22 protein-coding genes are annotated in these 24,695 nt (G+C 67.3%); 7 read left to right on the plus strand and 15 right to left on the minus strand.

What is annotated here, in order from left to right; all coding sequences use genetic code 11:
- Positions 1 to 12: 12 nt before the first annotated feature.
- The gene (locus ABJD39_RS07950) at positions 13 to 453 is read right to left on the minus strand and encodes a DUF2391 domain-containing protein (protein ID WP_348606795.1); all 441 of its coding nucleotides are present in this window, start codon (positions 451 to 453) and stop codon (positions 13 to 15) included.
- Between the two features lie 271 nt (positions 454 to 724).
- On the opposite strand from ABJD39_RS07950, the gene ABJD39_RS07955 reads away from it, so the two are divergent.
- Both ABJD39_RS07955 and ABJD39_RS07960 read left to right on the plus strand, forming a co-directional pair.
- Positions 725 to 1,903: an aspartate kinase gene (locus tag ABJD39_RS07955; protein WP_348606798.1), complete on the plus strand. Its 1,179-nt coding sequence runs from the start codon at positions 725 to 727 to the stop codon at positions 1,901 to 1,903.
- 90 nt (positions 1,904 to 1,993) lie between these two features.
- Positions 1,994 to 2,581, plus strand: a complete 588-nt coding sequence (locus ABJD39_RS07960) for a DUF7090 family protein (protein ID WP_348606801.1) — start codon at positions 1,994 to 1,996, stop codon at positions 2,579 to 2,581.
- Positions 2,582 to 2,626: 45 nt separating this feature from the next.
- Here ABJD39_RS07960 and ABJD39_RS07965 read toward each other — a convergent pair whose 3' ends face one another.
- The 6 genes from ABJD39_RS07965 to ABJD39_RS07985 all read right to left on the minus strand — a co-directional run bounded on the left by ABJD39_RS07965 (position 2,627) and on the right by ABJD39_RS07985 (position 7,182).
- Positions 2,627 to 3,490, minus strand: coding sequence for a DUF7089 family protein (locus tag ABJD39_RS07965; protein WP_348606804.1), 864 nt, complete (start codon positions 3,488 to 3,490; stop codon positions 2,627 to 2,629).
- A complete protein-coding gene (locus ABJD39_RS15030) occupies positions 3,491 to 3,580 on the minus strand; it encodes a hypothetical protein (RefSeq protein ID WP_425600880.1) in 90 nt (29 codons plus the stop codon).
- Positions 3,581 to 3,739: 159 nt separating this feature from the next.
- Positions 3,740 to 5,245 carry an MATE family efflux transporter gene (locus ABJD39_RS07970; protein WP_348606806.1) on the minus strand — a complete coding sequence of 502 codons (1,506 nt, stop codon included), beginning with the start codon at positions 5,243 to 5,245 and terminating at the stop codon, positions 3,740 to 3,742.
- Positions 5,246 to 5,543: 298 nt separating this feature from the next.
- The gene (locus ABJD39_RS07975; protein ID WP_348606809.1) at positions 5,544 to 6,146 is read right to left on the minus strand and encodes a Zn-ribbon domain-containing protein; all 603 of its coding nucleotides are present in this window, start codon (positions 6,144 to 6,146) and stop codon (positions 5,544 to 5,546) included.
- A 2-nt stretch (positions 6,147 to 6,148) separates the two neighbouring features.
- Positions 6,149 to 6,541, minus strand: coding sequence for a DUF2073 domain-containing protein (locus ABJD39_RS07980; RefSeq protein ID WP_348606812.1), 393 nt, complete (start codon positions 6,539 to 6,541; stop codon positions 6,149 to 6,151).
- Positions 6,541 to 7,182, minus strand: a complete 642-nt coding sequence (locus ABJD39_RS07985; RefSeq protein WP_348606815.1) for an Era-like GTP-binding protein — start codon at positions 7,180 to 7,182, stop codon at positions 6,541 to 6,543. The genes ABJD39_RS07980 and ABJD39_RS07985 overlap by 1 nt, the downstream gene beginning before the upstream one ends.
- A gap of 1,113 nt (positions 7,183 to 8,295) precedes the next feature.
- On the opposite strand from ABJD39_RS07985, the gene ABJD39_RS07990 reads away from it, so the two are divergent.
- Positions 8,296 to 10,095: a Cdc6/Cdc18 family protein gene (locus tag ABJD39_RS07990; protein ID WP_348606818.1), complete on the plus strand. Its 1,800-nt coding sequence runs from the start codon at positions 8,296 to 8,298 to the stop codon at positions 10,093 to 10,095.
- 158 nt (positions 10,096 to 10,253) lie between these two features.
- Here the strand turns inward: ABJD39_RS07990 and ABJD39_RS07995 are convergent, their stop codons facing one another.
- A complete protein-coding gene (locus ABJD39_RS07995; RefSeq protein ID WP_348606821.1) occupies positions 10,254 to 11,012 on the minus strand; it encodes a S26 family signal peptidase in 759 nt (252 codons plus the stop codon).
- Positions 11,013 to 11,203: 191 nt separating this feature from the next.
- On the opposite strand from ABJD39_RS07995, the gene ABJD39_RS08000 reads away from it, so the two are divergent.
- The gene (locus tag ABJD39_RS08000) at positions 11,204 to 12,796 is read left to right on the plus strand and encodes a DNA-directed DNA polymerase II small subunit (protein ID WP_348606823.1); all 1,593 of its coding nucleotides are present in this window, start codon (positions 11,204 to 11,206) and stop codon (positions 12,794 to 12,796) included.
- 70 nt (positions 12,797 to 12,866) lie between these two features.
- Here ABJD39_RS08000 and ABJD39_RS08005 read toward each other — a convergent pair whose 3' ends face one another.
- A complete protein-coding gene (locus ABJD39_RS08005; protein ID WP_348606826.1) occupies positions 12,867 to 13,295 on the minus strand; it encodes a hypothetical protein in 429 nt (142 codons plus the stop codon).
- Positions 13,296 to 13,446: 151 nt separating this feature from the next.
- Here ABJD39_RS08005 and ABJD39_RS08010 point away from each other — a divergent pair, with 151 nt between their 5' ends.
- Positions 13,447 to 14,139: a class I SAM-dependent methyltransferase gene (locus tag ABJD39_RS08010; RefSeq protein ID WP_348606829.1), complete on the plus strand. Its 693-nt coding sequence runs from the start codon at positions 13,447 to 13,449 to the stop codon at positions 14,137 to 14,139.
- A 66-nt stretch (positions 14,140 to 14,205) separates the two neighbouring features.
- Here the strand turns inward: ABJD39_RS08010 and ABJD39_RS08015 are convergent, their stop codons facing one another.
- From ABJD39_RS08015 to ABJD39_RS08030, 4 genes are all read right to left on the minus strand, one after another.
- Positions 14,206 to 15,774, minus strand: coding sequence for an FAD-dependent oxidoreductase (locus ABJD39_RS08015; RefSeq protein WP_348606831.1), 1,569 nt, complete (start codon positions 15,772 to 15,774; stop codon positions 14,206 to 14,208).
- Between the two features lie 99 nt (positions 15,775 to 15,873).
- Positions 15,874 to 17,154: an ABC transporter ATP-binding protein gene (locus ABJD39_RS08020; protein WP_431357837.1), complete on the minus strand. Its 1,281-nt coding sequence runs from the start codon at positions 17,152 to 17,154 to the stop codon at positions 15,874 to 15,876.
- Positions 17,138 to 18,883, minus strand: a complete 1,746-nt coding sequence (locus ABJD39_RS08025; protein ID WP_348606836.1) for an ABC transporter permease — start codon at positions 18,881 to 18,883, stop codon at positions 17,138 to 17,140. The genes ABJD39_RS08020 and ABJD39_RS08025 overlap by 17 nt, the downstream gene beginning before the upstream one ends.
- On the minus strand, positions 18,844 to 20,025 hold the full coding sequence (locus tag ABJD39_RS08030) for a thiamine ABC transporter substrate-binding protein (RefSeq protein ID WP_348606839.1): 1,182 nt from the start codon (positions 20,023 to 20,025) through the stop codon (positions 18,844 to 18,846). The genes ABJD39_RS08025 and ABJD39_RS08030 overlap by 40 nt, the downstream gene beginning before the upstream one ends.
- Before the next feature lie 118 nt (positions 20,026 to 20,143).
- Here ABJD39_RS08030 and ABJD39_RS08035 point away from each other — a divergent pair, with 118 nt between their 5' ends.
- Positions 20,144 to 21,214, plus strand: coding sequence for an AI-2E family transporter (locus tag ABJD39_RS08035; RefSeq protein ID WP_348606842.1), 1,071 nt, complete (start codon positions 20,144 to 20,146; stop codon positions 21,212 to 21,214).
- 9 nt (positions 21,215 to 21,223) lie between these two features.
- Here ABJD39_RS08035 and ABJD39_RS08040 read toward each other — a convergent pair whose 3' ends face one another.
- Positions 21,224 to 22,006, minus strand: coding sequence for a sulfurtransferase (locus ABJD39_RS08040; RefSeq protein ID WP_348606845.1), 783 nt, complete (start codon positions 22,004 to 22,006; stop codon positions 21,224 to 21,226).
- Between the two features lie 250 nt (positions 22,007 to 22,256).
- Between ABJD39_RS08040 and ABJD39_RS08045 the strand changes: the two genes are divergently transcribed.
- On the plus strand, positions 22,257 to 23,126 hold the full coding sequence (locus ABJD39_RS08045) for a sulfurtransferase (protein ID WP_348606848.1): 870 nt from the start codon (positions 22,257 to 22,259) through the stop codon (positions 23,124 to 23,126).
- A 118-nt stretch (positions 23,127 to 23,244) separates the two neighbouring features.
- Here the strand turns inward: ABJD39_RS08045 and ABJD39_RS08050 are convergent, their stop codons facing one another.
- Positions 23,245 to 24,690 carry a PAS domain-containing sensor histidine kinase gene (locus tag ABJD39_RS08050; protein WP_348606850.1) on the minus strand — a complete coding sequence of 482 codons (1,446 nt, stop codon included), beginning with the start codon at positions 24,688 to 24,690 and terminating at the stop codon, positions 23,245 to 23,247.
- Positions 24,691 to 24,695 lie beyond the last annotated feature (5 nt).

The raw sequence follows: 24,695 nt of genomic DNA on the forward strand, positions 1-24,695 counted from the left end.
GGTCGAAAGAGATCAGAACACGGAGTCGGCCGTCGCCGCACCGATCACCGAGAAGACGGAGCCGACGCTCATCGCCTTCAGGGTGATGTACACCTGATCGCGCATCGCCACCGGCGGATCGACGTGGTTCGGGATGAGCGTCGCCGGCGCGTCGAACGACAGCGCGAGGATCCCGACCGAGAGGTACGAGACGGTGATGAGCGAGACGAACCGCAACGGAACCCCGGCGACCTCCGCCTCCCGGTCGGGGTCACGGTCGTCGTCGGCCTTATACAGCGCTCCGTACCCGACCGCGAGGACGATGCCGACGGTCACGACCACCTGATACCATTCCATCCCGACGGCGAGCCCCCACACCTCGTCGGTGACGACGAACGGTCCCGCGAGGAGGAACCCGCCGACGATCTGTTGGGCGGTGTCCGCGAGGGCGAACCGCCGACTGCGTCCGACCATGCCGCTTCGTTGCGGGGACGGGTGAAAAACTCCCCGTGACCGCGGACCAACAAGTGATCCACACGACCGCGGTCCGGCAAGTGACCGGACGGGTGAGTGCGGCCCGGAGTTGCAACCGTGCCCGGCCGCGAGGGCCGCGAAGGCCGCGAGTGCCGCGGCCGGCGACCCTTGCGACAGAGGACAGCGTTAAACGCGAACCGGTGTTATCCGGCGCCATGAATCGCGGAGAATCTGACGTACGTCCACCGCTTTCAGCCGGGGTACGATCGTAATGCGCGTCGTCGCGAAGTTCGGCGGCACCTCGCTCGGGTCGGGCGACCGGGTGGAGCGCGCCGCCGACTCCATCGCCGCGGCCGTCGAGCAGGGCCACGAGATCGCCGTCGTCGCGAGCGCGATGGGGTCGACCACCGACGACCTCCTCGACGAGATCACCTTCGAGATCGGCGACAAGGACCGCGCCGAGATCGTCTCGATGGGGGAGCGCACCTCCGTGCGCATGCTGAAGGCGGCGCTGGCCGCCCGCGGCGTGAACGCGATGTTCCTCGAGCCGGGACGCGACGAGTGGCCCGTCATCACCAACGAGGTCGGCGAGGTCGACGTCGAGGCGACGAAAGAGCGCGCAGCCGCGTTGGCCGCGCAGATGGACGGCGTCGTCCCGGTCATCACGGGGTTTCTCGCGCAGACGCTCGACGGCGGGGTGACCACGCTCGGCCGCGGCGGCTCGGACACGACCGCCGTGATGCTCGGCAAGTACATGGACGCCGACGAGGTCGTCATCGTCACCGACGTGGAGGGCGTCATGACCGGCGACCCCCACGTCGTCGAGGGCGCGCGCAACGTCGCCACCATCACCGTCGACGAGCTGCGGAACCTCTCGTTCCGCGGCGCCGAGGTGATCGCGCCGTCCGCGCTCGTGTACAAGGACGAGGGCCTCGACGTTCGCGTCGTTCACTACCAGCACGGCGACCTCCTCGGCGGCGGCACCCGCATCGAGGGGAGCTTCGAGAACCTCATCGACATGCGCGAGGACCCGCTTTCGTGCATCACGGTCGCCGGGCGCGCGATCCGAAACAGACCGGGGATTCTGGCCGATCTCTCGGAGTCGCTCCGTCAGCAGGAGATCAACATCGACGCCGTCGCCTCCGGGATGGACTCGGTGACGTTCTACGTCGACACGGCGGCATCCGACCGCGCCGAGGCGGCGCTTCACGACGAAGTCGTCGGCGACGGCTCGCTGTCGTCGGTCAGTACGGAGGGCGAGTACGCCGTCATCCGTGTCATGGGCGGGGAGCTCCCGAACCGATCCGGCGTCGTCTCGGACATCGTCGGCCCCATCGCCGAGGCGGGGATCAACGTCCACGATATCATCACCTCCGCCACGTCCGTCGCGATCTTCGTCTCCTGGGATGACCGCGAGGAGGTGCTCGAGATCGTCCAAGGCGAGTTCTGATCGTCGAGGCGTTCGATCGGCGGGATACCGAACGGCCGCCGGGGCCGGAGCCGCAACGGAATTTAAGTTCGAGCGGTCGCTGTCAGGTACATGGACTACACGCTCGCCGTCGGCGACACTGACACGACGATCCCCGGCGGGACGGGAGTACTGCTTCTCCACCCGAGCATCGGTGAAACCGACCGCATCGACACGGACTTCCTGAAGGCCGACACGGACAACTTCCTCGTCGTCTCCACGCGAACCACCGCCCGCGAGGTCGAGCAGAAGCTCGAGCACTACGATGTAGACGAGTCGCGCGCGGAGATCCTCGACACGATCTCCGTCGAACGGGGCTACTCTCGGCGGAGTTCGGACCACTTTCACTACGTCTCCTCGCCGGACGACCTCGACGGTGTCGTCGAACAGGTCGAGAACTTCCTCGCCGCCCACGTCGGGAAGCGCCGGATCAGCGTCGATTCGCTCACCGAGTTAGCCTACTACGCCGATGTCGACGGCGTTTACGATGCAACGGGGCGAATGCTCGGCCTACTGGCAGAGCACGACGCAGTCGGTCTGTTTCACCTCTCGCGAGAGGTTCACGACGACGACGAGATCCGACGGTTCCGCGAGCTGTTCGACGTGGTTATCGATCTCACCGACGACGGCGATGTGACGGTCGAACTTCCCGGGGAGTAGCTCCTCGGACGGGAGCTGAAACGCCTCGGTCGGCGATCTGAGGGGTTACTCGCCGAGCTTCTCGAACGTCTTCTCGGCCCACCGAACCGCGTAGCTTGGCCCGTGGTCGCGGTAGACTTCGGTATCCAGCGCCGAGAACGGCGCCGGGAGGTCGAGGTCGTGTTTCACCGCCGCGCAGGCGTACTCCGTCGCCGCGGTAAACGAGAGGTCGCCGCGGGCCACCTCCGCCGGGAGGTTCTCCAGACGGCCGACGAGGCGATCCCCGGCGTCGGCCCATGCAGCGTGGATATCAGGGTGTGGGGAGGTGTCATGGTTGGTGTCGCCAGTACCGCCGATGTCGCTAGTGTCGCCAGTGCCGGTGTCGGTGCCGGCATCCTCCCCCCACGATCGGAACACCTCGCGCGTCTGGATGCCGACCCAAGCGTCGAACAGTGCTGCCGCGAGCTGATACGTCTCGTTGGGGCCCAGCGGCGTCGCCGCCGCGAGATCGCGATACGACTCCCCGAAGAACGGGAGGAAGTGCTCGGGAACGTCGAGCGACAGCTCGACGAACGCCTCGGCCAGCAGGAATCCGAGGAAGTCCTCGGGCGTGCCCTCGGCCCGCTTCTTCGCGATGACCGTCTGCGGGGTCGTCTGGCGTGTCCACACGACGGTGCCGTCGCCGGGCATCCCGATTGTGAAGTCCGAGCCGGCGTACCGCCGCAGCTGCGACGGCGCGTCGTCCGGAAGCCACTCCGCGGGATACGCCGCGGGATCGAGGGCGTCGACCAGCAGGCCGAGTTCCTCGGCCGCTTCCGGCGGGAGCGTCTCGAAGTCCGCCCCCGCGTCGAGGACGACACACTCCGGAGCGTACGCCTCGCGGACGGCCGCGACGGGCGGCGCGAGCGTTCGTCGCTCGAAGCCGGCCATCTACCCGAACGCGAGAACGAGGATGATGCCGACCGCGAGGACGGCCGACACGCCGACGGTACCGAGCACGATCTTCGTCGCCTTGCTCATGCCTCGACGTGGCAAGGCGTGGTGCATAAAGGCTTCATTCCGTCGCCGTCAGCGGACGGCGAGACACCCGATACGCGGACGGCCGTGAAGCGCCAGCCCCGGAAATCGAGTGCGAAGCGCCGGCCCCGACGATCGGGTCATCGGGCGGTCAGTACGCGATCAGTCCGCCAACGCGCCGACGCCAGATTCGCGGGCGACAGTCTTCCACGCGTCGCTGTAGTAGCGAACGACGTTGACGGCGGCCCGGGCGTACATGTCGCCGAGGATGGCCGCGAACACCGCGACCAGTCCGAGGCCCATCCCCGGAAGCGGGACGGCCAGCGGGTCGATCCCGAGCGTCGCCGCGAGCGGACCGGTGAACAGGGTAACGGCGTACCCCGCGGGAAGCGCGAGCGCCGCGATCGGCAGTCGAACGGCGTACGTGCTGATGATGCCACCGTAGAACGGCCAGCGCGTGTCGCCGGCGCCGCGAAGTCCGCCGCGTATCGTCCGCGAGATAGCGAAGCCGGCGACGCCGAGGCCGAACACGCGGACGAACGTAACAGTGAGGTCGAGGTTCTCAGATCCGAAGGCGGCCGAGATCGGTCGTGCGGCTACTGCGATCACCGCGCCGATGACCAGTTGGGTGACGAGCGCGAGCCGGAGCGTCTGCCAGCCGTACTCGTCGGCCTCGTCGGGGTCGCCGGCGCCGATCGCCTGCCCGACGAGCGTCGAGGCGGCGGTGGAGTAGCCCCACGCGGGCATCAACGCGAGCAGCATCACCCGGCGGCCGATCGCGTAGGCCGCGACGACGTCCGTCCCGAGCACGCCCAGCAGGAACAGGAACGGGAACCGACCGAACGTCCGGGAGAGCCTGGTTCCCGCCAGCGGGAGGCTCACGCGAACGAGTTCGCGTGCGATCCCGGTGTCCCACTGCTTGCCGCGGATCGGGAGCCGAACGGAGTAGCGACCCGAGACCAGCGCCCAGGCGAACACGACCCCCGCGAGCGTCGTCGCGGCGACGGTCCCCCACGCCGCGCCGACGACGCCGAGTTCCGGGAACGGCCCGAGCCCGAAGATGAGCGCGGCGTTGAGGCCGACGTTCGTCGGGAGCGTGAGCAGGCGGACGTACATCGGCGTGCGGGTATCGCCCGAGCCGGCGAGCGCGCGGGCGGCGATCATCGACCAGAAGCGGAACCCGACGGAGTACATCACGACGCGGAGGTAGTCGCCACCGAGGGCGATCGTGCGCGGGTCGTTGGTGAGGACGCCGATCAGCTCCTCGGCGTAGAAATGCGTGAAGACGGTGATCGGCACCGCGAGTGCGATCGCCAGCCACAGCGACTGCTTGATCGCGAAGTTCGCCTCCGCGGGATCGTCCGCCCCCTGAAGGCGGGAGACGACGCTGATCGTGCCGGAGGTGAGTGCGAGCGCGAGGCCGAACGGAACGAAGTAGTACTGAAAGCCGAACTCCAGCGCCGCGATCGCCGCGCCGCCGGCGTACATCCCGACCATCAGGAAGTCGGCGACGCGGAGGAGCGTCCGCAGGCCGCCGGTCACCATCACCGGGACCGCCAGATCGAACGCTTCCTGGCCTTTCTTCCGATCGATCAGCCCGAACGTGGCCAACACGGAGGGGAACGCGAACAGCGCCGATCGGAGGCGCTCACGGAGCGCGGAGAGCATCCACTTCGGATCGGTGAGCCCGACAGCAAGGGAGTATCGAAACCAGAAGCTGACTCAGGTGGAACCGGATGGTTCGAGTGTGATGGTGTCGTTTGAGTGGGGTGGTGTATTTCGGGAGGAGGGGTCCAGTTCGAGTGGGGTGGTGTCGTTCGGGAGAGGGGTCTAGTTCGAGTGGAGGATATGATTCCACTGGAAGGGTGCGATTCGGGTGGACCGATGTGAGGCAGGTCGAATCAGCCGACTCGTCCGGTTGCGAAAGGAAGCCGTTTCGGGTGGAACAGGGCGTTCGGACCCGCGTTCAGCGGTCGTCCCAGCCTTCGGGCATCTCGATCACGTACCGCCCGTCCTCGCGCAGCGAGATGATGTACTCCTCTCGGTCGTACAGCTCCATGAGGTTCAGTTCGTACTGTCCCGGACTGACGATCCGGATGGACTCGAACTGGTCGTTGAGCTTCTGCCGGAGGGCATCGAGGTTCGGGTCCGAGGCCTCCGCGTCCGACGAATCGGCGTCGTCGGCTGACGAGGATACCTCCCCTTGTTCGGCCCGATCGGTTGCCGGCTCGGTCGACTCCGCGGCCGCCGCCAACTCGTCGGGCGACACGACATCGGAGCGGGCGCTCGCCTGTGCGCCGTCCTCCGTATCCGGCGCAGTCCGTGGCGACGTGGTGGTTCCCGTCACGTCGTCTGGGTCCGTTTCCGCCACGCCGTCAGCGTTCGTTTCGTCGCGCGAGGCTGTCGAAGTGTTGTGGTCGGCGGTGCCCTCCGCTTCGGGTGGAGCCGTGTCGCTCCCGCCGGCCGGGTCGAACTGGAACTTGTTGCCGCCGCAGTCGGGACACCCCGAGAGCATCTCCTTCGATCCGTCGGCGAACGTCCGTCCGCAGTTGGTACACTGGTGCGGCATTGCTACTTGCGGGAGACGAGCGCGCTGATGAGGTCCTCGTCTTTGTGCAGCGTCTCGATCTGGTTTGCCGGCCCGATCACGGTCAGCTTCTTCGCGGCCTCCTCCTTGCCGAGGAGCCGACCGACGAGCCCCTGGTTCGGCTGCTGGGTCGACGGGTACGTCTCGATCTCGATGCCCGAGAAGTCGTCGGGGCTGATCTCGGTCATCGTGACCTCGATGAGCTTCGATTCCTCCTCGGGCGAGAGGCCGGCCTCGAGAACGACGATGTCGCCGTCGCGGACGGAGTCGAGAATGAGCCGGATCTTCTCCATCGAGGTGAGCCCCTCCATCCGGCCGCCGCTGATCAGGTCGATACGGACGCCGTCCCCGTCGTCGGGAGCGGTTGCTTCGGGCATTATCCGAAGTACTCCGCGATCTTCTCGTACACTTCGTCCATGTTGTCCCCCTCCAGCGCCGACAGCGGCACCGTCTCGTGTTGCGGGAACGCGTCGGCGATGCGCTTCACGTCGGCGTCGTCGAGGTCGACCTTGTTCGCGAAGATGAGCACCGGGAGGTCCTGACTCTCGATGATCCCGATGAGCATCGTGTTGACCTGTGTGAACGGGTCGGTGGTGGAATCGAGCACGTAGATGACGCCGTCGACGTCCTCGCGGAGCCAGTGCATCGCCTCCGCGACGCCCTCGGTCGCTTCCCGCGACCGCTTGACGGCGTCTTCTTTCTCCATGTCGTGGTCGAGGAACTCCTTGTAGTCCACCTTCGTGGTCACGCCCGGCGTGTCCACGATGTCGATAGTGACGGTTTTGCCGTTCCGTTCGATCTCGACGTTTTCTTTCCTTCGCGCGCGACGCGTCTCGTGCGGGATGTGACTCTCGGGACCGACGGCGTCGCCGGTCCAGTCGCGGGCGATCCGGTTCGCCAGCGTCGTCTTGCCCGCGTTCGGCGGGCCGTATATCCCGATCCGTTTGGGCTCGTCGTCGGCAAACAGCCGATCGGTGGCCCGTGTAATACTGTCCCTGAGATTGGTGAGTAGACCCATCCTGGCCTCCGTTTCCCTCCGTCCCGTGTGGAGGGCGTTATCGCCTCAAACCATCCGTGCCACTTAAGCACTACGTCAGTCAGGTTACGCCAAGGTTTCTTGCCGACGAACGGGTAGTACGAACAGCAAACCGGTATGCATCCGATCACGAGTAGAAGCCTCGGAAGTGGCAGACTGCGAGTGGAACTAATAGAAACCCACGAAGTACGAGGCGACTACAATCGGGACGCTTGTTGTTGAATCGGGATGCCCGCCGTGTACACTTGGAGTGAAGCAGTAGGGTGGAACACACTCGAAGCGGATGCTAGGAAAGATCGCTAGCGCTCGCGGAACATATCTGATGTCCGATCGGATAGACGCACTGGCGCGACACTTGTTCACAATCTGTCCAGTCGATGTGGTTCACTGTCAGATGTCAGAAAGAATTGCCGGATACCGGTGAAGAAGACCCCGTATCTGCACACCCCCACCCCTCTGTTTCGTGTGGAACTCGCCGACCGTGGGGGCGGGGGAGAACGGCAGTTGGTTTTCTAGACCACACAACACAGTAAATAAAATATATTTGCTAGTCGTTCGGGTATCGTTTGTCTCTATATGTAATAAAGATACCGCTATCTAAGGTCTCCCCTCCCCCCTCCCTGCGACGACCGTCTCCACCAGAAACGAAGGGGTGGGGGGTCGTAGAACGTGGCTCACATACGGGTTTGCAAATGGATACGAGTGAGCCCCAAGAGGAACGTTTCTAGTCGAATCCGGTTACATACAAAGCAGGTCGAACTGTCGGAGTCGCCGTCTCAGTCACGGACCGAGCGAACACGCCCGTACGTCGGATCAGTCTATCTCCCCGGCCCGAGATCGACCACATATCTGAACTCCCGCTTGTAGTACTCCGATCGTTCTCCTCGAACGGATTATTTTGACGTCAAAACGCCCAACTCTGTTTCGACCGAACAGTAACGTTTTTTAATAGGCTGCCCATCCACTTCGGTTGCATCATCTGGAGCGGTCGGTTACCTGTCCGAGCTCAATATTCCCGATACACCGGGTGAGGACCTCCGATTCGGCAGGTGTCCGATGTGACTTCCAGTCGAAACAAAGGGGTATAAGGAACGGATGACACGGGACGACGAGCCGGAACACAGTACGAACGACGGCGGAACCGACAACCGGTCGGATGCGACGGCGCATTCCGATGAGAACGACGACTCCACCCGAAGTGACGGGCGGTCGTCCGAGTCGGAGAGCGGCGGCACCGGCTCCGACCAATCCGGTTCCGGAGTCAAGTCCGGATCGGAGACGGAGCCGGATTCCACCTCCATCGGAACCACCGCCGCGGACGATAACGGGGGAGAAAGCGCCGATCACGACGGAGAAAGCGCCGATCACGACGACGGCACTGACCGGGACACTGACGGCGACACTGACGTCGGCACGAGCGGAACGTCGTTCGATTTCGGGTCCGGATCGCGGTCGCGAACGGACGTCGATCTCGACGTCGACGAGGTACTCGCGGACGAGGACGACGAAGCGAGCACCGGATTGTTCGACGATCTCCTCTCGGGCGAGCCCATCTTCGAGAACAAGGAGGTGCTTCGTCCCTCATACACCCCCCACGAGCTTCCCCATCGGAAGGACCAGATCAACAAGATGGCGACGATCCTCGTGTCCGCGCTGCGCGGGGAGACGCCGTCAAATATCCTCATCTACGGGAAAACAGGCACGGGAAAGACCGCCTCGGCGAAGTTCGTCTCACAGGAACTCGAGTCGACCAGCCAGAAGTACGACGTTCCCTGTGAGGTCGAGTACATCAACTGCGAGGTGACCGACACCCAGTACCGCGTGCTCGCCCAGCTCGCGAACAAGTTTATCGAGAAGAACGACCGGGTGATCGGCGATCGTCTCGACGACCTCCGCGACCTCCGCTCTGCGGCTGCCGACGGCGGCGGCGCGCTCGAGGGAACCGAATTCGCGTCCGTCGCCGATGTCGACGAGCGTATCGCCGACCTCGAGTCGGACCGCGAAGAGATGGAGGAAGTACCGATGACGGGGTGGCCGACGGATCGCGTCTACTCGACGTTCTTCGACGCCGTCGACTATCACGAGCGCGTCGTCGTCATCATGCTCGACGAGATCGACAAGCTCGTCGAGAAGTCCGGCGACGACACGTTGTACAACCTCTCGCGGATGAACTCGGAACTGGCCAACTCACGTATCTCCATCATGGGGATATCGAACGACCTGAAGTTCACCGACTTCCTCGACCCTCGCGTCAAGTCGAGCCTCGGCGAGGAGGAGATCGTCTTTCCGCCGTACGACGCCAACCAACTGCGCGACATCCTCCAGCACCGCTCGGACATCGCGTTCAAGCCGGACGCCCTCACAGAGGACGTGATCCCGCTGTGTGCCGCCTTCGCCGCGCAAGAACACGGCGACGCCCGGCGCGCGCTCGATCTCCTGCGTACCGCGGGCGAACTCGCCGAACGCTCGCAGGCTGACCTCGTCGAAGAGGCACACGTCCGGCAGGCGCAGGACAAGATCGAACTGGATCGCGTCGTCGAGGTGGTGCGCACGCTCCCGACACAGAGCAAGATCGTCCTCTTTTCGATCATCCTCCTCGAACAGAACGGCGTCCACAACGTCAACACCGGCGAGGTGTTCAACATCTACAAGCGCCTCTGTGAGGAGATCGACGCCGACGTGCTCACTCAGCGTCGGGTGACCGACCTCATCTCGGAACTCGACATGCTGGGGATCGTCAACGCGGTCGTCGTCTCGAAGGGTCGCTACGGTCGAACGAAGGAGATCTCGCTGTCCGTCCCGATCGACGAAACCGAAGCGGTCCTCCTGTCCGACTCCCGTCTCGGCGACATCGAGGACGTTCAGCCGTTCGTCCAGGCCCGGTTCGACAACTGAGATTCCGGACACAACCGGGCGTCCGGAACCACTCGACACACCCGTGTGTCGGACGGGGTATCCGACTCACGAGATCCCCGCTCGACCGCTGGCTACGGATGCAGTTGCTACCCCCTCTCTTTCGACTCCAGAGTCCGCTTTCAGTACGCGTATTTCGCTTAGAGTACAGTTCCACGTGAAATGCTGCTGTTCCCGCTCGTACTCGGGTTCGGCTGCGGGGTTCGCTGGCCGCCGAGTTCGGCGGCAGTTGCAAGCCCGCTCCCAGCGCCGTCCGCCTGCACGAGCACCACCTCCGAGAAGACGAGCCGAACGTACCCGAGGTACGGGACGCGAACACGCGCGACGCCGCGGACCCACTCGGATTTCACGACGGGAGCGATACCGCTCACCTGGTCGTATTCGGCGTTCGCATCACCCTTCGTGATGAATCCGTCGTACGGCGCTGGACAGGCGGGAACGCCTTCGCACGAGGTTGCGGGGAGGTAGTCGGGGTTCGCACGGTCGACCCAGTTTTCGTCCTCCTCGACGTGCAGCCGCGCCCGGTGAATGATCGGCGAGCCGCCCGATCCCGGCGGGTGATACACGACCACGGAGCCGGGATCGCCGAAGGTGCCGTATCCCTCCGCGGCGCCAGTCTCGTAGGTAACGATTCCGGAGTCCCCGTACGCGAACTCGGGCGAGAACCGATCGGGTTCCGTGATAAACACGAGGTCGCCGCGTTCCATGTGCGGTTCCATGCTGCCGGACTCGACGGCGACCATCGGGGGCCAGACGCCCGAGACGGCGAACAGCAGGAGGCCGATCAGCGCGACCGCGAGCACCGAGGTAAGCACTTCGCGGATGAACGCCGACGCACCCGTCTCGGCGTGAAGGAACCGTGACAGCGGGTCGTCGGGGGACCGCCCGTCGTCGCTCATTACTCACATGAACCCGGCGACCGATGTTGAACTTTCTGTTACCGCCTCCGCTGGGAACTCGCTCCCGCGGCGATCTCGACACCGTGAGTCGGTTCACCTGTCATTATCGCCGATCGCACGGTCGACACCGTCGACATCGTTCTGTCCGCCCATCCGCTATCCTTTTGCCCGCCCCCGGCGGACCACCTGTCGTGCCGCTGGAGACGTCCTCCCGAGTCGTGCAGGCGCTCACCCGTCGCGGGTACAACGCCGAGCGGGAGGCCGTCACACTCATCGCCGAGTCGGCGACGCCGGAACTCGCCCTCGAAGCAGCTATCGAGACCGCTCCCGAGGACGCACTCGTTCTCACCGCGGACCACGTCCGTGAGGCCCTCGAAACGGACCCCGTTCCGGACCCCGAACAGATCGACGGTGCGACCAGATCGCCCGCGTCGACTGCCGCCGCATCCTCGGCGACGACAAACGACACCGCTCACGACGACCCCTCTGTTTCGACTGGAGACGCTGACGGGGAATCACTACAAGACACCGGGGGGATTCCAGACGAAACGATGGGGTCTGCGGTCGGCGATCGCTCCCCGCAGGCGCCCGTCGTCGCGAACGATATGACCGGCGCGTCGACGGGGACGGGAGCCTACGACGAGTTCGTCGGCGTGTTCCGTGACCGATACGAGCGGCTCTCCGGGCAACTACGGGGTCGCGTCAACCACCGTCCCGCCGACTCCATCGAGGCGATGGGCGGCGGCGCCGACGTGGAGACGATCGGCCTCGTCAACGACATCCGATCGACTGCGTCGGGCCACTGGCTCATCGAACTGGAGGACACGACCGGAACGTTCCCGTGTCTCGTGATGAAGGACCGCGACATCGCGGACTTGGTCGACGAGCTCCTCATGGACGAGTGCATCGCGGTGTCGGGGACGCTCGCGGACGACGCGGGCATCGTCTTCGTCGACGCGATCCACTTCCCCGACGTGCCCCGGACGTACCGCCCGAGCACCGCCGACCGCCACGTACAGGCGGCGCTCATCTCCGACGTGCACGTCGGCTCTCAGGAGTTCCTCGCCGACGCGTGGGGCCGGTTCGCCGACTGGCTCCACACCGAGGAGGCCGAACCCGTCGAGTACCTGCTCATCGCTGGCGACATGGTCGAGGGCGTCGGCGTGTATCCGAACCAGGACGAGGAGCTCGATATCATCGACATCTACGAGCAGTACGAGCGGTTCTCCGAGCACCTCAAGCAGGTTCCCGGCGACATGGAGATCGTCATGATCCCCGGGAACCACGACGCCGTCCGGCTGGCCGAGCCACAGCCCGGATTCGACGAGGAACTTCGGGAGATCATGAGCGCCCACGACCCGCAGATCGTGAGCAACCCCGCGGTGGTCGACGTCGAGGGTGTGAACATCCTCATGTACCACGGCGTCTCCCTCGACGAGGTGATCGCCGAGTTGCCGGAGGAGAAGGCCAGCTACGACGAGCCGCACAAGGCGATGTACCAGCTCCTCAAGAAGCGCCACGTCGCCCCGCAGTTCGGCGGACGCACTCGCGTCGCCCCCGAGGAGCGCGACTACCTCGTCATCGACGAGGTGCCGGACGTGTTCCACACCGGCCACGTCCACAAGCTCGGGTGGGGGAAGTACCACAACGTCCTCGCGGTCAACTCCGGCTGCTGGCAGGCGCAAACGGACTTCCAGAAGTCGGTCAACATCGACCCCGACGTGGCCCACGCGCCGATCCTGGATCTGGATACGCTCGACATGACCGTCAGGAAGTTCGTGTGAACCCGTATTGACGGGCTTCCCCTCGCTCGCACCCACGGCGCCGGCTTCGAGGTGGACGTAGCGACCGGTGTCAGGCCTCCTCGACGCGGTAGCGCGTCGTCGCGCGCCCTTCGAACCGTGGCCCCGGTCCCGACTCGGCGAACCCGGCGCTCTCGGCCGCGTCCCGGAGGTCGTTTTCGTCCTCGGTCACGAGTAGTTCGACGGCCATTCCCTCGTTCGCCGCGAATCGAAGCGGCTCGGCGAGCAGCTGTTCGGCGGCCTCGCGGGTACCGCCGAACTGCGTGACGTGAACGGTGTCGCCGCGGACGTCGAAGCTGACGAACCCCAGTAGGTCGTCGGGATCCGCGTCGACGTCCTCGTTCGGGTCGGTCGCCGCCTCCTCATCGGCGGCGACGCGGACCGTCCGGTCGTGGACCAGCCCCTGCATCGCGTCCGACGGCGCGTCGGCGATAGCTGCCAGCGCCTCGGCGTCCGCCTCCACCGCGTCCCGGACGTGCATACCCCCCGCTTGGCTCGCGTCCACCCTAAAGCCTCACCCCGCACGCTACAGTCTCACCCCGCACGCTACGGTCCCACCCAGTACGTCACAGGTCCACCTCGCCTCGGGCGACACCGGCGGGATATTACACGGCGGGTGCGAACTCGAGTCCATGAGTGTTCGCGAGGAGTTCGACGCCTGGGCCGCGGACGGCCGCGACAAGGGGATGGAGGAGCGTCACTGGCACACCGCGAAGCACGTGCTGGCGCGGATGCCCGTCGAGGACGGCGACCGCGTGCTCGATCTGGGCACCGGGAGCGGGTACGCGCTGCGCGCGCTCGCCGAGTCGACCGGGATGGCCCGCGGGTACGGCCTCGACGGCGCTCCCGAGATGGCGAACAACGCCCGCGAGTACGCCCTCGACGCGTCGTCGGCCGCCGATCTCGGCTTCGTCGTCGGCGACTTCGGACAGCTCCCGTTCGCGGACGACTCGCTGGATCACGTGTTCACCATGGAGGCGTTCTATTACAGCGCCGACCCGCACGAGACGCTCCGGGAGATCGCCCGCGTCCTGCAGCCGGGCGGCACGTTCTACTGCGCGGTCAACTACTACGACGAGAACGTCCACAGCCACGACTGGCAGGAGCACATCTCCGTCGACATGACCCGCTGGGACGCCGGCGAGTATCGCGCCGCCTTCCGCGAAGCCGGCCTCCACGTCGCCGAGCAGGACAACGTCGCCGACAGGGACATCGACATCCCGGCCGCCGAGGAGTTCCCGACGGAGAACTGGGACACCCGCGAGGCCATGGTCGAGCGCTACCGCGAGTTCGGGACGCTGCTCACCGTGGGCGTCGCGCCCTGAACGGCGGAATCGACGATTCGAGAGCGTCGGCCACTAGTACTATCGGCGCGAGGGATCTCCGGCTACCTACTCCCCGTCGGACGAGTGCTTCGGCAGGTCCGACACCGCCGGCCCGTCGATGACCGCCCCGTCGGCGTCGAACCGCGACCCGTGACATGGGCAGTCCCACGACGCCTCGGCGGGGTTCCAGTCGACGACGCACTTCAGATGGGGACACACCGCCGAGTGTGCGTGGAGGCGACCCGCCTCGTCGCGGTGGACCGCGACCGGGAGCGTCCCCTCACGGACGACGGTCCCCTGGCCGGGCGCGAGGTCCCGAAGCTCCCGCTTCCGGGGCTTCGAGAGCCAGTCGCCGAGGAAGTGCCCCGCGACGTCGAGGTTCTCCGAGAGGAAGTCCCTCGCGCCGGCCGCCCGGGCGAACCGCCCCGGGTCGAACGCGTCGATCCAGGGGTTCTCCTCCCCGAGCACCCGGTCGGAGAGCATCATCCCCGCGGCGACGCCGTTGCTCATCCCCCACCCGGCGAAGCCGGCGGCCGTCGAGACGTTGCGCGTCGTCGGCCCGAGGTCGCCGACGACCGGGAGCCCGTCGACGGAGACGTAGTCCTGCGTCGACCAGCGGTAGACGACCTCCTCCACGTCGAAGTGGCGCCGGGCCGTCGCCTCCAGATCCCGGTAGCGCCGCTTCGTGTCGCCGCCCTGTCCGGTCTTGTGGTTCTGCCCGCCGACGAGCGTCAGCGTCTCGCCGTCCACCTCCGCCGAGCGCGCCGAGAAGTACGGCGTCCCGTCGCGGTAGAGCATCCCCTCGGTCGGCGGGTCGCTCGCGCGCACCGCGACGACGTACGACCGCTTGGGGTACAGCCGCGAGAAGTAGCCCGCGCGGTCGAAGACGGGGAAGTGGGTCGCGACGACGACGTGGTCGGCGACGACGCGCCCGTGGTCGGTCGTCACCCGCGGGCGACGGCCGTCCTCCAGGTCGACCGCGCGGGTGTCCTCGTAGAGGTGCCCGCCGGCCTCGAGGAACCGCGCCGCCAGCGCGAGCAGGTACCGGCGCGGGTGGAACATCGCCTGGTCGTCGAAGCGGACGCCGGCGACGGCGCCGTCGACACCGGGGACGCCCTCGACGTACGACGCGGGCAGGCCGAGCGACTCGGCGACCCGCACCTCCGCCCGGAACTCCGCCTTCCGTTCGGGGTCGCGGGTGTAGGTGTAGGCGGGCAGGCGACGGAGGCCGGCGTCGACGCCGAGGCGCTCCGCGCGTTCGGCGACCCGCTCGACGGCGGCGGCGTTGGCGGCGGCGTACCGGGCGGCGGTCGGCCGGCCGAACCGGCCGAGGAGGTCGGCGTAGACGAGTCCGTGCTGGGCGGTGACCTTCGCGGTCGACTTCCCGGTGACGCCGGCGACGATCCGGTCGCGCTCGAGGAGCGCCACGTCGCGGCCGGCCTCCGCCAGCAGCGTCGCCGTCGTGAGGCCGACGATGCCGCCCCCGACGACCGCCACGTCGGCGGCGACGCGTTCGGCGAGCGGGCCGTAGTCGGTCGACTCGCTGGTCGCCAGCCAGAGTGACGTGGGCGTTCCGGGAAGCGGAGCGTCGTCGGTGTCGGTCGTGTCGTCACGTTCGTCGCGCTCGTCGCTCATGGTCCCGGATCGCGCCGCTGGAAGAATAATCGCCGTGCGCGTTCCAGCGACGCTGGTTTCGGACCGGTCGGGCGCCAGCCGAACTTCGCCCCCGCGGACCTATTCGCGGTCGACAACTCGAACGTCCGCGGAGGCGACGCCGAGGGCCACGGGTTCGTCCGCCTCGAACGACCGGCTCCCGTCGGTCCGGACGGTCACGCCGACGCCGTTCCAGTCGCAGTGGAGCCGCGTCGCGTCGCCGAGGAACTCCGTGCTCTCGACGGTCGCCGGCAGCCACGCGTCGGCGTCGTGGGTTCGGTCTGGATCCGCCGTCGGGTCGTCGCTGCCGACCGGGTCGCCGTCGCCCCCGCGACGGACGGAGAGTCGCTCGGGACGCACGCAGACGACGAGGCGGTCGCCGACATCGAATTGCCGGTCGCCGTCGACCCCTCGACCGCCGTCGGGGACGCTCGCGGTCGATTCGTCCACCGCCGGCAACGGCAGGGACCCGCCGCCGTCGATGCGGAGCACGAGGTCGTGGTCGTCGCCGGCGGCCGCCCCGCCCGTGGGTTCGTTCACGTGTTCCGAGACCTCGCTCCCCCGCCTCCCGGACTCGGCGCGGTCGACAACGCCAGCGAACACGTTGTTGTCGCCGAGGAACTCCGCGACGAACTGCGTCGCCGGCGCGTCGTACAACTCGCGTGGCGGCCCGACCTGCTCGATCCGGCCGTCGTTGACGACGGCGACGCGGTCGGAGACCGAAAGCGCCTCCTCCTGATCGTGGGTGACGTACACCGTCGTGATGCCCAGTTCCCGCTGGATCTCCCGCACCTGCACCCGGAGGCGCTCGCGCAGGCGCGCGTCAAGCGCCGACATCGGCTCGTCGAGCAGGAGGAGTCGCGGCTCGGGCGCGAGCGCTCGCGCGAGCGCCACCCGCTGCTGTTGGCCGCCCGAGAGCGTGTCGGGGTCGCGGTCGGCGAATCCCGGGAGGTTCACGAGTTCGAGCAGCTCCGCGACGCGCTCGTCTCTCGTGGTTCCCTCCGGCGGCCCCGAGAAGCGGAGGCCGTACGCGACGTTCTCGCCGACGCTCATGTGCGGGAACAGCGCGTAGCTCTGGAACACGACGCCGATCCCCCTCGATTCGGGTGGAACGCCGGCCATCGACTCGCCGGCGATGTGTATCGACCCCGCGGTCGGCTCCTCGAACCCCGCGAGACACCGGAGCGTGGTCGTCTTTCCGCACCCGGAGGGGCCGACGAGGGTGAAGAACTCGCCCTCCTCGACGGTCACGTCGACGCCGTCGAGCGCGATCGTCGACCCGTACTCGACCCGGAGGTTCTCCACCTGAACCGCCGGATCGGACCGCTCTGCCGGCCCGGATCCCTCACCCACGGAACTCACCCCCGACGCGCTCGATGACGACGAACGAGGCGGCCGTCACCGCCAGCAACACGGTCCCCATGGCGGTCGCGGGGCCGAGCCGCCGACCGATGAACCGCTCGACGGCGACGGGCATGGTGTAGGTTCCGCCGCCCTCCGCGAGGATGACGGTCGCGTCGAACTCCCCGATGGAGATGGCGAACGCGAACGCGGCGCCGGCGACGACGCCCGGCCACACGAGCGGCAGCTCGATGTCGAGGACGGTCCGCGCCCGCGAGGCGCCGAGCGCCCGCGCGGACTCCACGAGCGCCCGGTCGAGGCGGTCCAGCGGCGGGGCGACCGTCCGCACGACGAACGGGTAGGCGCCGACCGCGTGGGCGGCGACGATGGCGACGGCGCCGGTGACGGTGAACCGGTAGCCGAACGCCTCGACACCGAACACGAGCCCGCGGAGCAGCCCGAGGCCGACGACGATCCCCGACACCGCCAGCGGCGCCATCGACAGCGCGTCGACGAGCCAGCGCCCGCGGAACCGACGGGTCGTGAGCACGCCCATCGCGACGCCGAGCGGGAGTGCGACCGCGAGGGCCGCAGCCCCGAACAGCAGCGAGTTGACGATCGCGGGGAACGGCTTCACCTGGAACGTCGCGCCGGTCGCCTGCCGCTCCAGGAGGAACCGATAGGCGTCGAGTGTGAACCGTCCGTCGACGCTGACGCTCGCGTAGAGCATGCTCACGATCGGCGCGATGAACACGAACGCGACGACGACAGCGTAGCCGGCGATCGCGAGCCGACGCACGGCGCGCTCGCGGTTCCACGAGTCGGGCCACAGCGACTGACGCGCGAGCGTCCGGACCCCGCGGCGCTCGGCCGCCTGCGCGCGCTCGTACCGGAGGTACAGCGTCATCAGCGACAGCGAGACGCCGGTCTCCAGCGCCGCCAGCGACGCGGCGCGCCCGTACTCCAGCTGCCGCCGGGCCGAGTAGATGAACACCTCGATGGTGGCGTACTGCGAGCCGCCAAGCGCCAGCGGGATGGCGAACGTCGCGAACGTGAACACGAACGTCAGCGTCGCGCCCGTCAGGACCGCCGGGAGCAACTGCGGCACCACCACGTCGCGGAACGCCCGTCGCCGGGAGGCGCCTAGCGAGCGCGCCGTCTCGACGGCGCCGGCGTCCACGGACTCCCACGCCGCGGCGACGACGCGGGTTACGAGCGGCGCGTTGTAGAACGCGTGCGCGACGAGGATCGCCCCCAGCGACGGGAGCAGATCGAGTTCCGGGAGGCCGAGCGCCGAGAGCGCGGCGTTGAGGGTTCCGTTCGCGCCGAAGGTGGCGTAGAACGCCGCGGCGACGAGCACCGACGGGACGACGAACGGCACCATCGTCACCGACCGGAGCGTGTCGCGGCCGCGGAACTCGAAGCGGGCGAGCACCCACGCCCCCGGCAGCCCGAGGACGACGCTCAGCAGGGTCGACAGCAGCGCCTGATACGCGGTGAACCCCACCACGCGTACGAGGTAGAACTCGTCGGTGACGACCTCGACGAGCGGTCCGAAGGTGACCCGGCCGTCCTCGACGACGGCGTCGACGAACACCGTCGCGATCGGGTAGTAGAACAGCAGCGCGAGCAGGAGGGCCGTGACGGCCGCCAGCAGGGGCAACGCGTATCGTTCGGCGGCGGCGGTCGGACTGGCCGTCCGGACCCCGCTCACCCGCCGGCGAAGCGCCGCGCCCACTGGTCGGTCCATGTCCCGAGGTTGGCTTCGAGTTCGTCGTACGTGAAGGTGACCGACTCGGGCGGTTGCTTGGCGTACTGCGCGTAGTCGTCGGGCAGCGGCGCGTCCGCGATCGCCGGGAACGCGACGTTCCGCTGGGCGATCCCGGCCTGGATCTCCGGCCGGAGCATGAACTCCATGAACGCCTCGGCGAGGCGGGGGGCGTCGCTGTCGGCGAACCGGGCCATCCCCTCGGGGTTGGCGTACCCCTGGTCGTTCAGGAAGCGGATCTGGTGTTTGTCGAGGTCCTGGCCCTCCGCGGAGGCGAACACCTGGTCGGTGGAGTAGGAGACGACCATCGGCGCCTCCTCGTTGAGGTACGCCGAGTAGGAATCCGACCAGTTGCCGAGCACGGTGACGCCGTTGTCCTGGAGGCGCTCCCAGTAGTCGAGGTAGCCGTCCGCGCCGAAGGCGTCGATGGTGTGAAGCATGAACGCCTCGCCGGTGGTCGAGGTAGTCGGGTTCTGCGCGATGAGATCGTCCGCGAACTCGGACTGCGTCAGTTCCTCGAACGTTTCGGGGGCGACGAACTCGCCGTCGTCCATCGTCGCGTTCCACACCAGGGAGACGTAGCCGGTGTCGAACGGCACTGCTCGTCCCTGGGGGTCGAACTGAAGGCCGTCTCGGACGGCGTCGAGCCCCTCGATGGCCCCCGCCTCCGCGAACAGCGGTCCCGTGAACTGCCCCTCGCCGCGCTGGCCGTCCACGTCGATCAGCTGGCCGGTGTCGAGTCCGACGTACACGTCGGCCTCGAAGTCGACGCCCTGCACCGCGCGTTCGATGTAGTAGTTGAGCTCGCTGTCGGGGGTCTGGTACACGAGCGTCGCGTCGAACGCCGACTCGAACTCCTCTTTCAGCCACGCGCCCGGGCTCGTCGACGGCGCGTTCACGAACGGCGGGTACGTCGCGACCACGAGCGTGTCCGCCATCGACTCGGTCGGCTCGCCGGTCGTCGTGCCGGCGGTCGTCATCTGGTCGTCGTCGGTCCCGGCCGGCGGCTCGCTCGTCGCCTCGTCGCCGGCGGGTTCGGCCGAACACCCGGCCAGTCCGGCGACCCCGGCGGCGCCCACTGCCCTGAGGAACCGCCGTCTGCTTCGTCCGTTCGTGTCTGTCATTACCCGGTGGTCACACTCGGAGATAATTAATTCTCGCGGTTCGCGTCGGAGCTCGGAGACGAAACTGGACCGGCGCGTACGGGCAATCGTTTTGTACCGAGGGGTTCGGGGTAGGCGTATGCAGCCCAGTCGGCGGACGGCACTCGCGGTGCTGCTGGCCGGGCTCCTCGTCCTCGCGGCGTTCGTCCTCCAAAGCGTGCTTTCGACGGTCGTGTTCGCGATCACCGTCGCGTACGTGTTGTACCCGTTCCGGGAGATGGTGAGCGAGTACGGCTACTCCGGACGGATCGCCGCCGGTGCCGCAACGGCGGCGGGCTTTCTCGGGGTCGTGGCGCTCGCCTTGCCGCTCGCGTACGTGTTGTATCGTCGCCGCCTGGACCTCCTCGTGTTCCTCGAGGCGATCCCCGAGCGGATCGTCGTCGATCTCGGGGCGTTCGTGTACGTGCTGGAGACCGCGCCGGTGTTCCAGACCGCGCAGTCGGCCCTCCGGAGTCTCGCGATCTCGCTGGCGGGGGCCGCCCCGGTCATCGCGCTGAAGTCGGTCGTGTTCGTTATCCTCGTCTACGGGCTCCTCCTGAAGCCGAACGCGCCGCGCGTGGCCGCGTTGCGACTGTGTCCGAGCGAGTACCACGACGTGCTCTTCGCGCTCCATCGCCGCACGGCGTCGACGCTGCGGGCGATCTACGTGCTTCAGGGGGCGACCGCCGTGGCGACGTTCGCCCTCGCGCTGGTCACCTTCGCGGCGCTGGGATACGACTCGCCGTTCGCGCTCGCGGTCGTCGCCGGCGTGCTCCAGTTCGTCCCGGTGTTGGGGCCGAGTGTCGTCATCGTCACGCTGGCGGTCGTCGATGTCGTCGCCGGCAACGCCTTCCGCGCGATGATCGTCCTCGTCGTCGGGCTGATCCTCGTCGGCTTCGTCCCCGACGCGGTGATCCGGTCCCGGCTCGCCGGCGGCGCCACCGACCTCCCCGTCTCGGTGTACTTCGTCGGCTTCGTTGGCGGCCTGCTCACGCTGGGCGCGGTCGGGTTCGTCGTCGGGCCGCTCGTCGTCGCGCTGCTGGCGGAGACCGTGCGGCTGCTTTCGGAGAACGGGATTGCAACCCAACAACGGCTCCCGGGGATCGGCACGGATCCGGACCCGACGGTCGACGGAACGCCGTCGGAGACCGACGACGAGTCGGCCCCCTGATCTGCGCGCCTACTCGGCGACGATCTCCCCGCTGCGTTCCTCCCACTCGGTCAGACTCCCCTCGTAGAACAGCACGTCCTCGTACCCGAGGTGACGAAGGACGAGGTAGGTGTGACTGATCCGACGGGCCGTGTTGCAGTACAGGAGGACCTCCCGATCCGGGGTTATCCCCCGCTCGCGAAGCGTCGTCTCCGACTCCGCGCGTGGCCGCAGCCCGCGCGTGTCGGGATCAACCAACTCCAGCCAGTCGAGGTTCACTGCGCCCGGGAGGTGGCCCGCGGCGTACTCCTCGGGATCGCGGGTGTCGACGATCACCGCGTCGCCGCCGAGGCGGTCGCGAACGCCCTCGAAGTCGACCAGCGGGGAGTTCGCCGGTTCGCCGGGCTCGTAGTCCGTCGGGTCGACGTCGGCAGCCTCGCGTGCGGTCTCGTGTTCGCGGCTCCACGAGCTGTAGTCGCCGTCGAGCACGTGCAGCCGCTCGGGATCGTGGCCGTACAGCTCCGCCGTAACGAGAAACCGCGCCGCGAACACGCCGTGTTCGTCGTCGTAGGCGACGATCTCGTCGCGCTCGTCGATCCCCGCCTCGGACAACAGCTGCGCCCAGCGGTCGACGCAGGGGAGCATTCCCTCGTCGCCGGTACCTGAACGGAACTCGTCGAACGGGATCGAGACGGCGCCCGGGACATGCCCGATACCGTCGTACTCCCACGCGTCGCGCACGTCGACGACGCGGACGTCGGGGTCGTCCAGTCCGTCCCCGAGCCACGCCGCGGACACGAAGGTGTCGCTCATACCCGCCGTTCGCGAGGCGCGAACAAAAGGCCCGCCGACCCGGCGACGCCCGCGCGGCGTCAGAGAAACCGGAAAGTATTGCTTGTTTCTACACAGCCTCGCTCCGTCGGTGGTCGTGGTCGTCGCCGGTGACACGTCTCCCGGTATGGCGGTGGAATGATGGGGCAATATGTTCCGATTCAGGCGACGAATGGCCGCCTCTGCCGGGGCTGCGGGTATTATACGGCCGGGAGACGTACAGGCGATCGCAATGTCAAATTACGCGAAGGACGTACTCGTCGACGCCGATTGGGTGGAAGAACACCTCGACGAGTTCCAGTCCGACGACCCGGCGTACCGACTGGTGGAGGTGGACGTCGACACCGAGGCGTACGACGCCGAACACGCGCCCGGCGCCATCGGCTTCAACTGGGAGACGGATCTCCAAGATCAGACCCAGCGCGACGTGCTCACGAAGGAGGACTTCGAGGCGCTGAACGCAGAACACGGTATCTCGGAGGACTCCACGGTCGTCCTCTACGGCGACAACTCGAACTGGTTCGCCGCCTACACCTACTGGCAGTACAAGTACTACGGCCACGACGACGTGAAGCTGCTCGACGGCGGCCGCGAGTACTGGCTGGAGCACGACTACCCGACCACCGACGAGGTACCGTCGTTCTCGGAGACGAGCTACGAGGCCGACGAACCCGACGAGTCCATCCGCGCGTACCGTGACGACGTGGACGACGCCATCGGCGCGGGCGTTCCCCTCGTCGACGTTCGCTCGCCCGAGGAGTACAGCGGCGAGATCCTCGCCCCGCCTGGACTCCAGGAGACCGCCCAGCGCGGCGGCCACATCCCCGGCGCCCGCAACATCTCGTGGGCCTCGGTCACCAACGACGACGGGACGTTCAAGACGAAAGAGGAGCTGGAGGAGCTGTACGAGGACGTGCTCGCGGACGGCGACGACGAGATCGTCGCGTACTGCCGCATCGGCGAGCGCTCGTCGGTCGCGTGGTTCGCGCTCCACGAGCTCGTCGGCGCCGACCAGACCGTCAACTACGACGGCTCCTGGACCGAGTGGGGCAACCTCGTGCGCGCCCCGATCGTGAAGGGCAGCGAGCCCGGCGGCGAGTAAGGCGAGACGCGAGGAGAGCGAGGTCTCGGAGGGACGCCGGAGCGGTCTCCATGCCGCTCCGGTCACGAACGACGCGGGTCGCGTGACACCTGTCCCCCGTACCCGCCGCTCCCGCCCGCTACGTTGCCGACCACTCGGCGGTCCGTTCGTGCGCCTCGCCCGTGCGAGCCGGAACGCTGATCCGGACACTGTTCCCGCTTTCGTCGGCGCGTTCCACCGTGATATCTCCGTTCGAGAGCTCGATGCACCAGTAGACGAGCCAGATACCGAGTCCTCCGCTGTGTCGGATCGGGTCCCTGCCGAATTCGTGGCCCCCGGTCAACACGTTCACCTCGATGTCGGGGAGTGGAGCGGCGTCATCCGAGATATCGATCTCCACGACTCCGTCCCCGATCTGGACCGCGATGTCGACCCGCGGCTGTTCGTCGTCGCAGTGAACGATGGCGTTCTCGATCAACTCGGCCACCGCGGTTCTGGTCAGCGAGGGGACGACCGGCAGCTCGTCGTCGCTGTCGAACTCCAGCGAGCAGTCGACGACGCTACCGGGGTACCGGCTCCGAGCGCGTTCGATGGCGGTCTCGACGGCGTCAACGAGATCGATCCGCTCCCGGAACTGGCGGTCGACGAGCAGCTCGATGATCTGTCGTTCCTTGGTCGCGGTCCGGAGCAACCGACGGCCCGTCTTCCGGATCTGCTCCGTCAGCGTCGTGGTTTCGGGATGCTCCCCGGCGATCTGCTCGGCCGTACCCAGGATGACGTTGAGGTCGTTCCGGAGGTTGTGCCGGAGGAGGTTGTCCATCACGACCAGGTGTTGCTCCCGGCGGTGGCGCTCGGTAACGTCCCGACTGAACCCCGCGATCCGTGTGACGACCTCGTCCTCGACGATCGGGATCGCTTGCACCCACACCCACTTGTTGAAGTCCTCATCGGCGTTGACCCGGTACTCGATGTCGACGGACTCCCCGTCGCTGAGTCGCTCCATCGCATCGATCACCCGCGTCACGTCGTCCGGGTGGACTGCATCGAGGAACGCAACCGGGTCGTCGTACAGCTGTTCCGGGGGGATCCCGTAGATATCTTGGACGGCATCGTTCACGAACAGTGTCTCCGACCAATCACCCGTGAACAGCCAGAGCACGTCGCTCGACACCGACGCGATCGTGTTCAGCCGTGTGGCGGCCTCTTCCCGCGTCTCCTCTGCCTCGATCCGATCTGTGATGTCGCGGGAACTGACGACGTAGCCGTCGATCCGCTCGTCCGTCAGGTTCGACATCCGGCTTTCGAGCCACACCCAGTCACCGTCGTCAGTCCGGTGCCTGTACGTGACAGTCGCCTCGTTATAGCCGTCCGACTGGCGCGTTCTGGTGAACTCTTGGCGCACTATCGGCGCGTCGTCCGGATGGATGTATTCGAAGGCGTTCTCGCCGAAAAGGTCGTCCGGATCGTACCCCAGAATCGTCTCGGCGGCGGCGTTGACGTACGTAAACGTACCGTCCTCGGTTATCACGGCGATCTTGTCCTGCGCGCGGTCGAGGAGCATCTCACCGAGCGGCAGGTCGCTCATACGCG

The organism is Halobaculum rarum (assembly GCF_040025155.1).
Classification (GTDB): domain Archaea; phylum Halobacteriota; class Halobacteria; order Halobacteriales; family Haloferacaceae; genus Halobaculum; species Halobaculum rarum.

Bases quoted from the DNA above. Each gene is read 5' to 3' on its own strand.
- ABJD39_RS07950 (WP_348606795.1), bottom strand. From the start codon at position 453: ATGGTCGGACGCAGTCGGCGGTTCGCCCTCGCGGACACCGCCCAACAG.
- ABJD39_RS07955 (WP_348606798.1), top strand. From the start codon at position 725: ATGCGCGTCGTCGCGAAGTTCGGCGGCACCTCGCTCGGGTCGGGCGAC.
- ABJD39_RS07960 (WP_348606801.1), top strand. From the start codon at position 1,994: ATGGACTACACGCTCGCCGTCGGCGACACTGACACGACGATCCCCGGC.
- ABJD39_RS07965 (WP_348606804.1), bottom strand. From the start codon at position 3,490: ATGGCCGGCTTCGAGCGACGAACGCTCGCGCCGCCCGTCGCGGCCGTC.
- ABJD39_RS15030 (WP_425600880.1), bottom strand. From the start codon at position 3,580: ATGAGCAAGGCGACGAAGATCGTGCTCGGTACCGTCGGCGTGTCGGCC.
- ABJD39_RS07970 (WP_348606806.1), bottom strand. From the start codon at position 5,245: ATGCTCTCCGCGCTCCGTGAGCGCCTCCGATCGGCGCTGTTCGCGTTC.
- ABJD39_RS07975 (WP_348606809.1), bottom strand. From the start codon at position 6,146: ATGCCGCACCAGTGTACCAACTGCGGACGGACGTTCGCCGACGGATCG.
- ABJD39_RS07980 (WP_348606812.1), bottom strand. From the start codon at position 6,541: ATGCCCGAAGCAACCGCTCCCGACGACGGGGACGGCGTCCGTATCGAC.
- ABJD39_RS07985 (WP_348606815.1), bottom strand. From the start codon at position 7,182: ATGGGTCTACTCACCAATCTCAGGGACAGTATTACACGGGCCACCGAT.
- ABJD39_RS07990 (WP_348606818.1), top strand. From the start codon at position 8,296: ATGACACGGGACGACGAGCCGGAACACAGTACGAACGACGGCGGAACC.
- ABJD39_RS07995 (WP_348606821.1), bottom strand. From the start codon at position 11,012: ATGAGCGACGACGGGCGGTCCCCCGACGACCCGCTGTCACGGTTCCTT.
- ABJD39_RS08005 (WP_348606826.1), bottom strand. From the start codon at position 13,295: ATGCACGTCCGGGACGCGGTGGAGGCGGACGCCGAGGCGCTGGCAGCT.
- ABJD39_RS08010 (WP_348606829.1), top strand. From the start codon at position 13,447: ATGAGTGTTCGCGAGGAGTTCGACGCCTGGGCCGCGGACGGCCGCGAC.
- ABJD39_RS08015 (WP_348606831.1), bottom strand. From the start codon at position 15,774: ATGAGCGACGAGCGCGACGAACGTGACGACACGACCGACACCGACGAC.
- ABJD39_RS08025 (WP_348606836.1), bottom strand. From the start codon at position 18,883: ATGGACCGACCAGTGGGCGCGGCGCTTCGCCGGCGGGTGAGCGGGGTC.
- ABJD39_RS08030 (WP_348606839.1), bottom strand. From the start codon at position 20,025: ATGACAGACACGAACGGACGAAGCAGACGGCGGTTCCTCAGGGCAGTG.
- ABJD39_RS08035 (WP_348606842.1), top strand. From the start codon at position 20,144: ATGCAGCCCAGTCGGCGGACGGCACTCGCGGTGCTGCTGGCCGGGCTC.
- ABJD39_RS08040 (WP_348606845.1), bottom strand. From the start codon at position 22,006: ATGAGCGACACCTTCGTGTCCGCGGCGTGGCTCGGGGACGGACTGGAC.
- ABJD39_RS08045 (WP_348606848.1), top strand. From the start codon at position 22,257: ATGTCAAATTACGCGAAGGACGTACTCGTCGACGCCGATTGGGTGGAA.
- ABJD39_RS08050 (WP_348606850.1), bottom strand. From the start codon at position 24,690: ATGAGCGACCTGCCGCTCGGTGAGATGCTCCTCGACCGCGCGCAGGAC.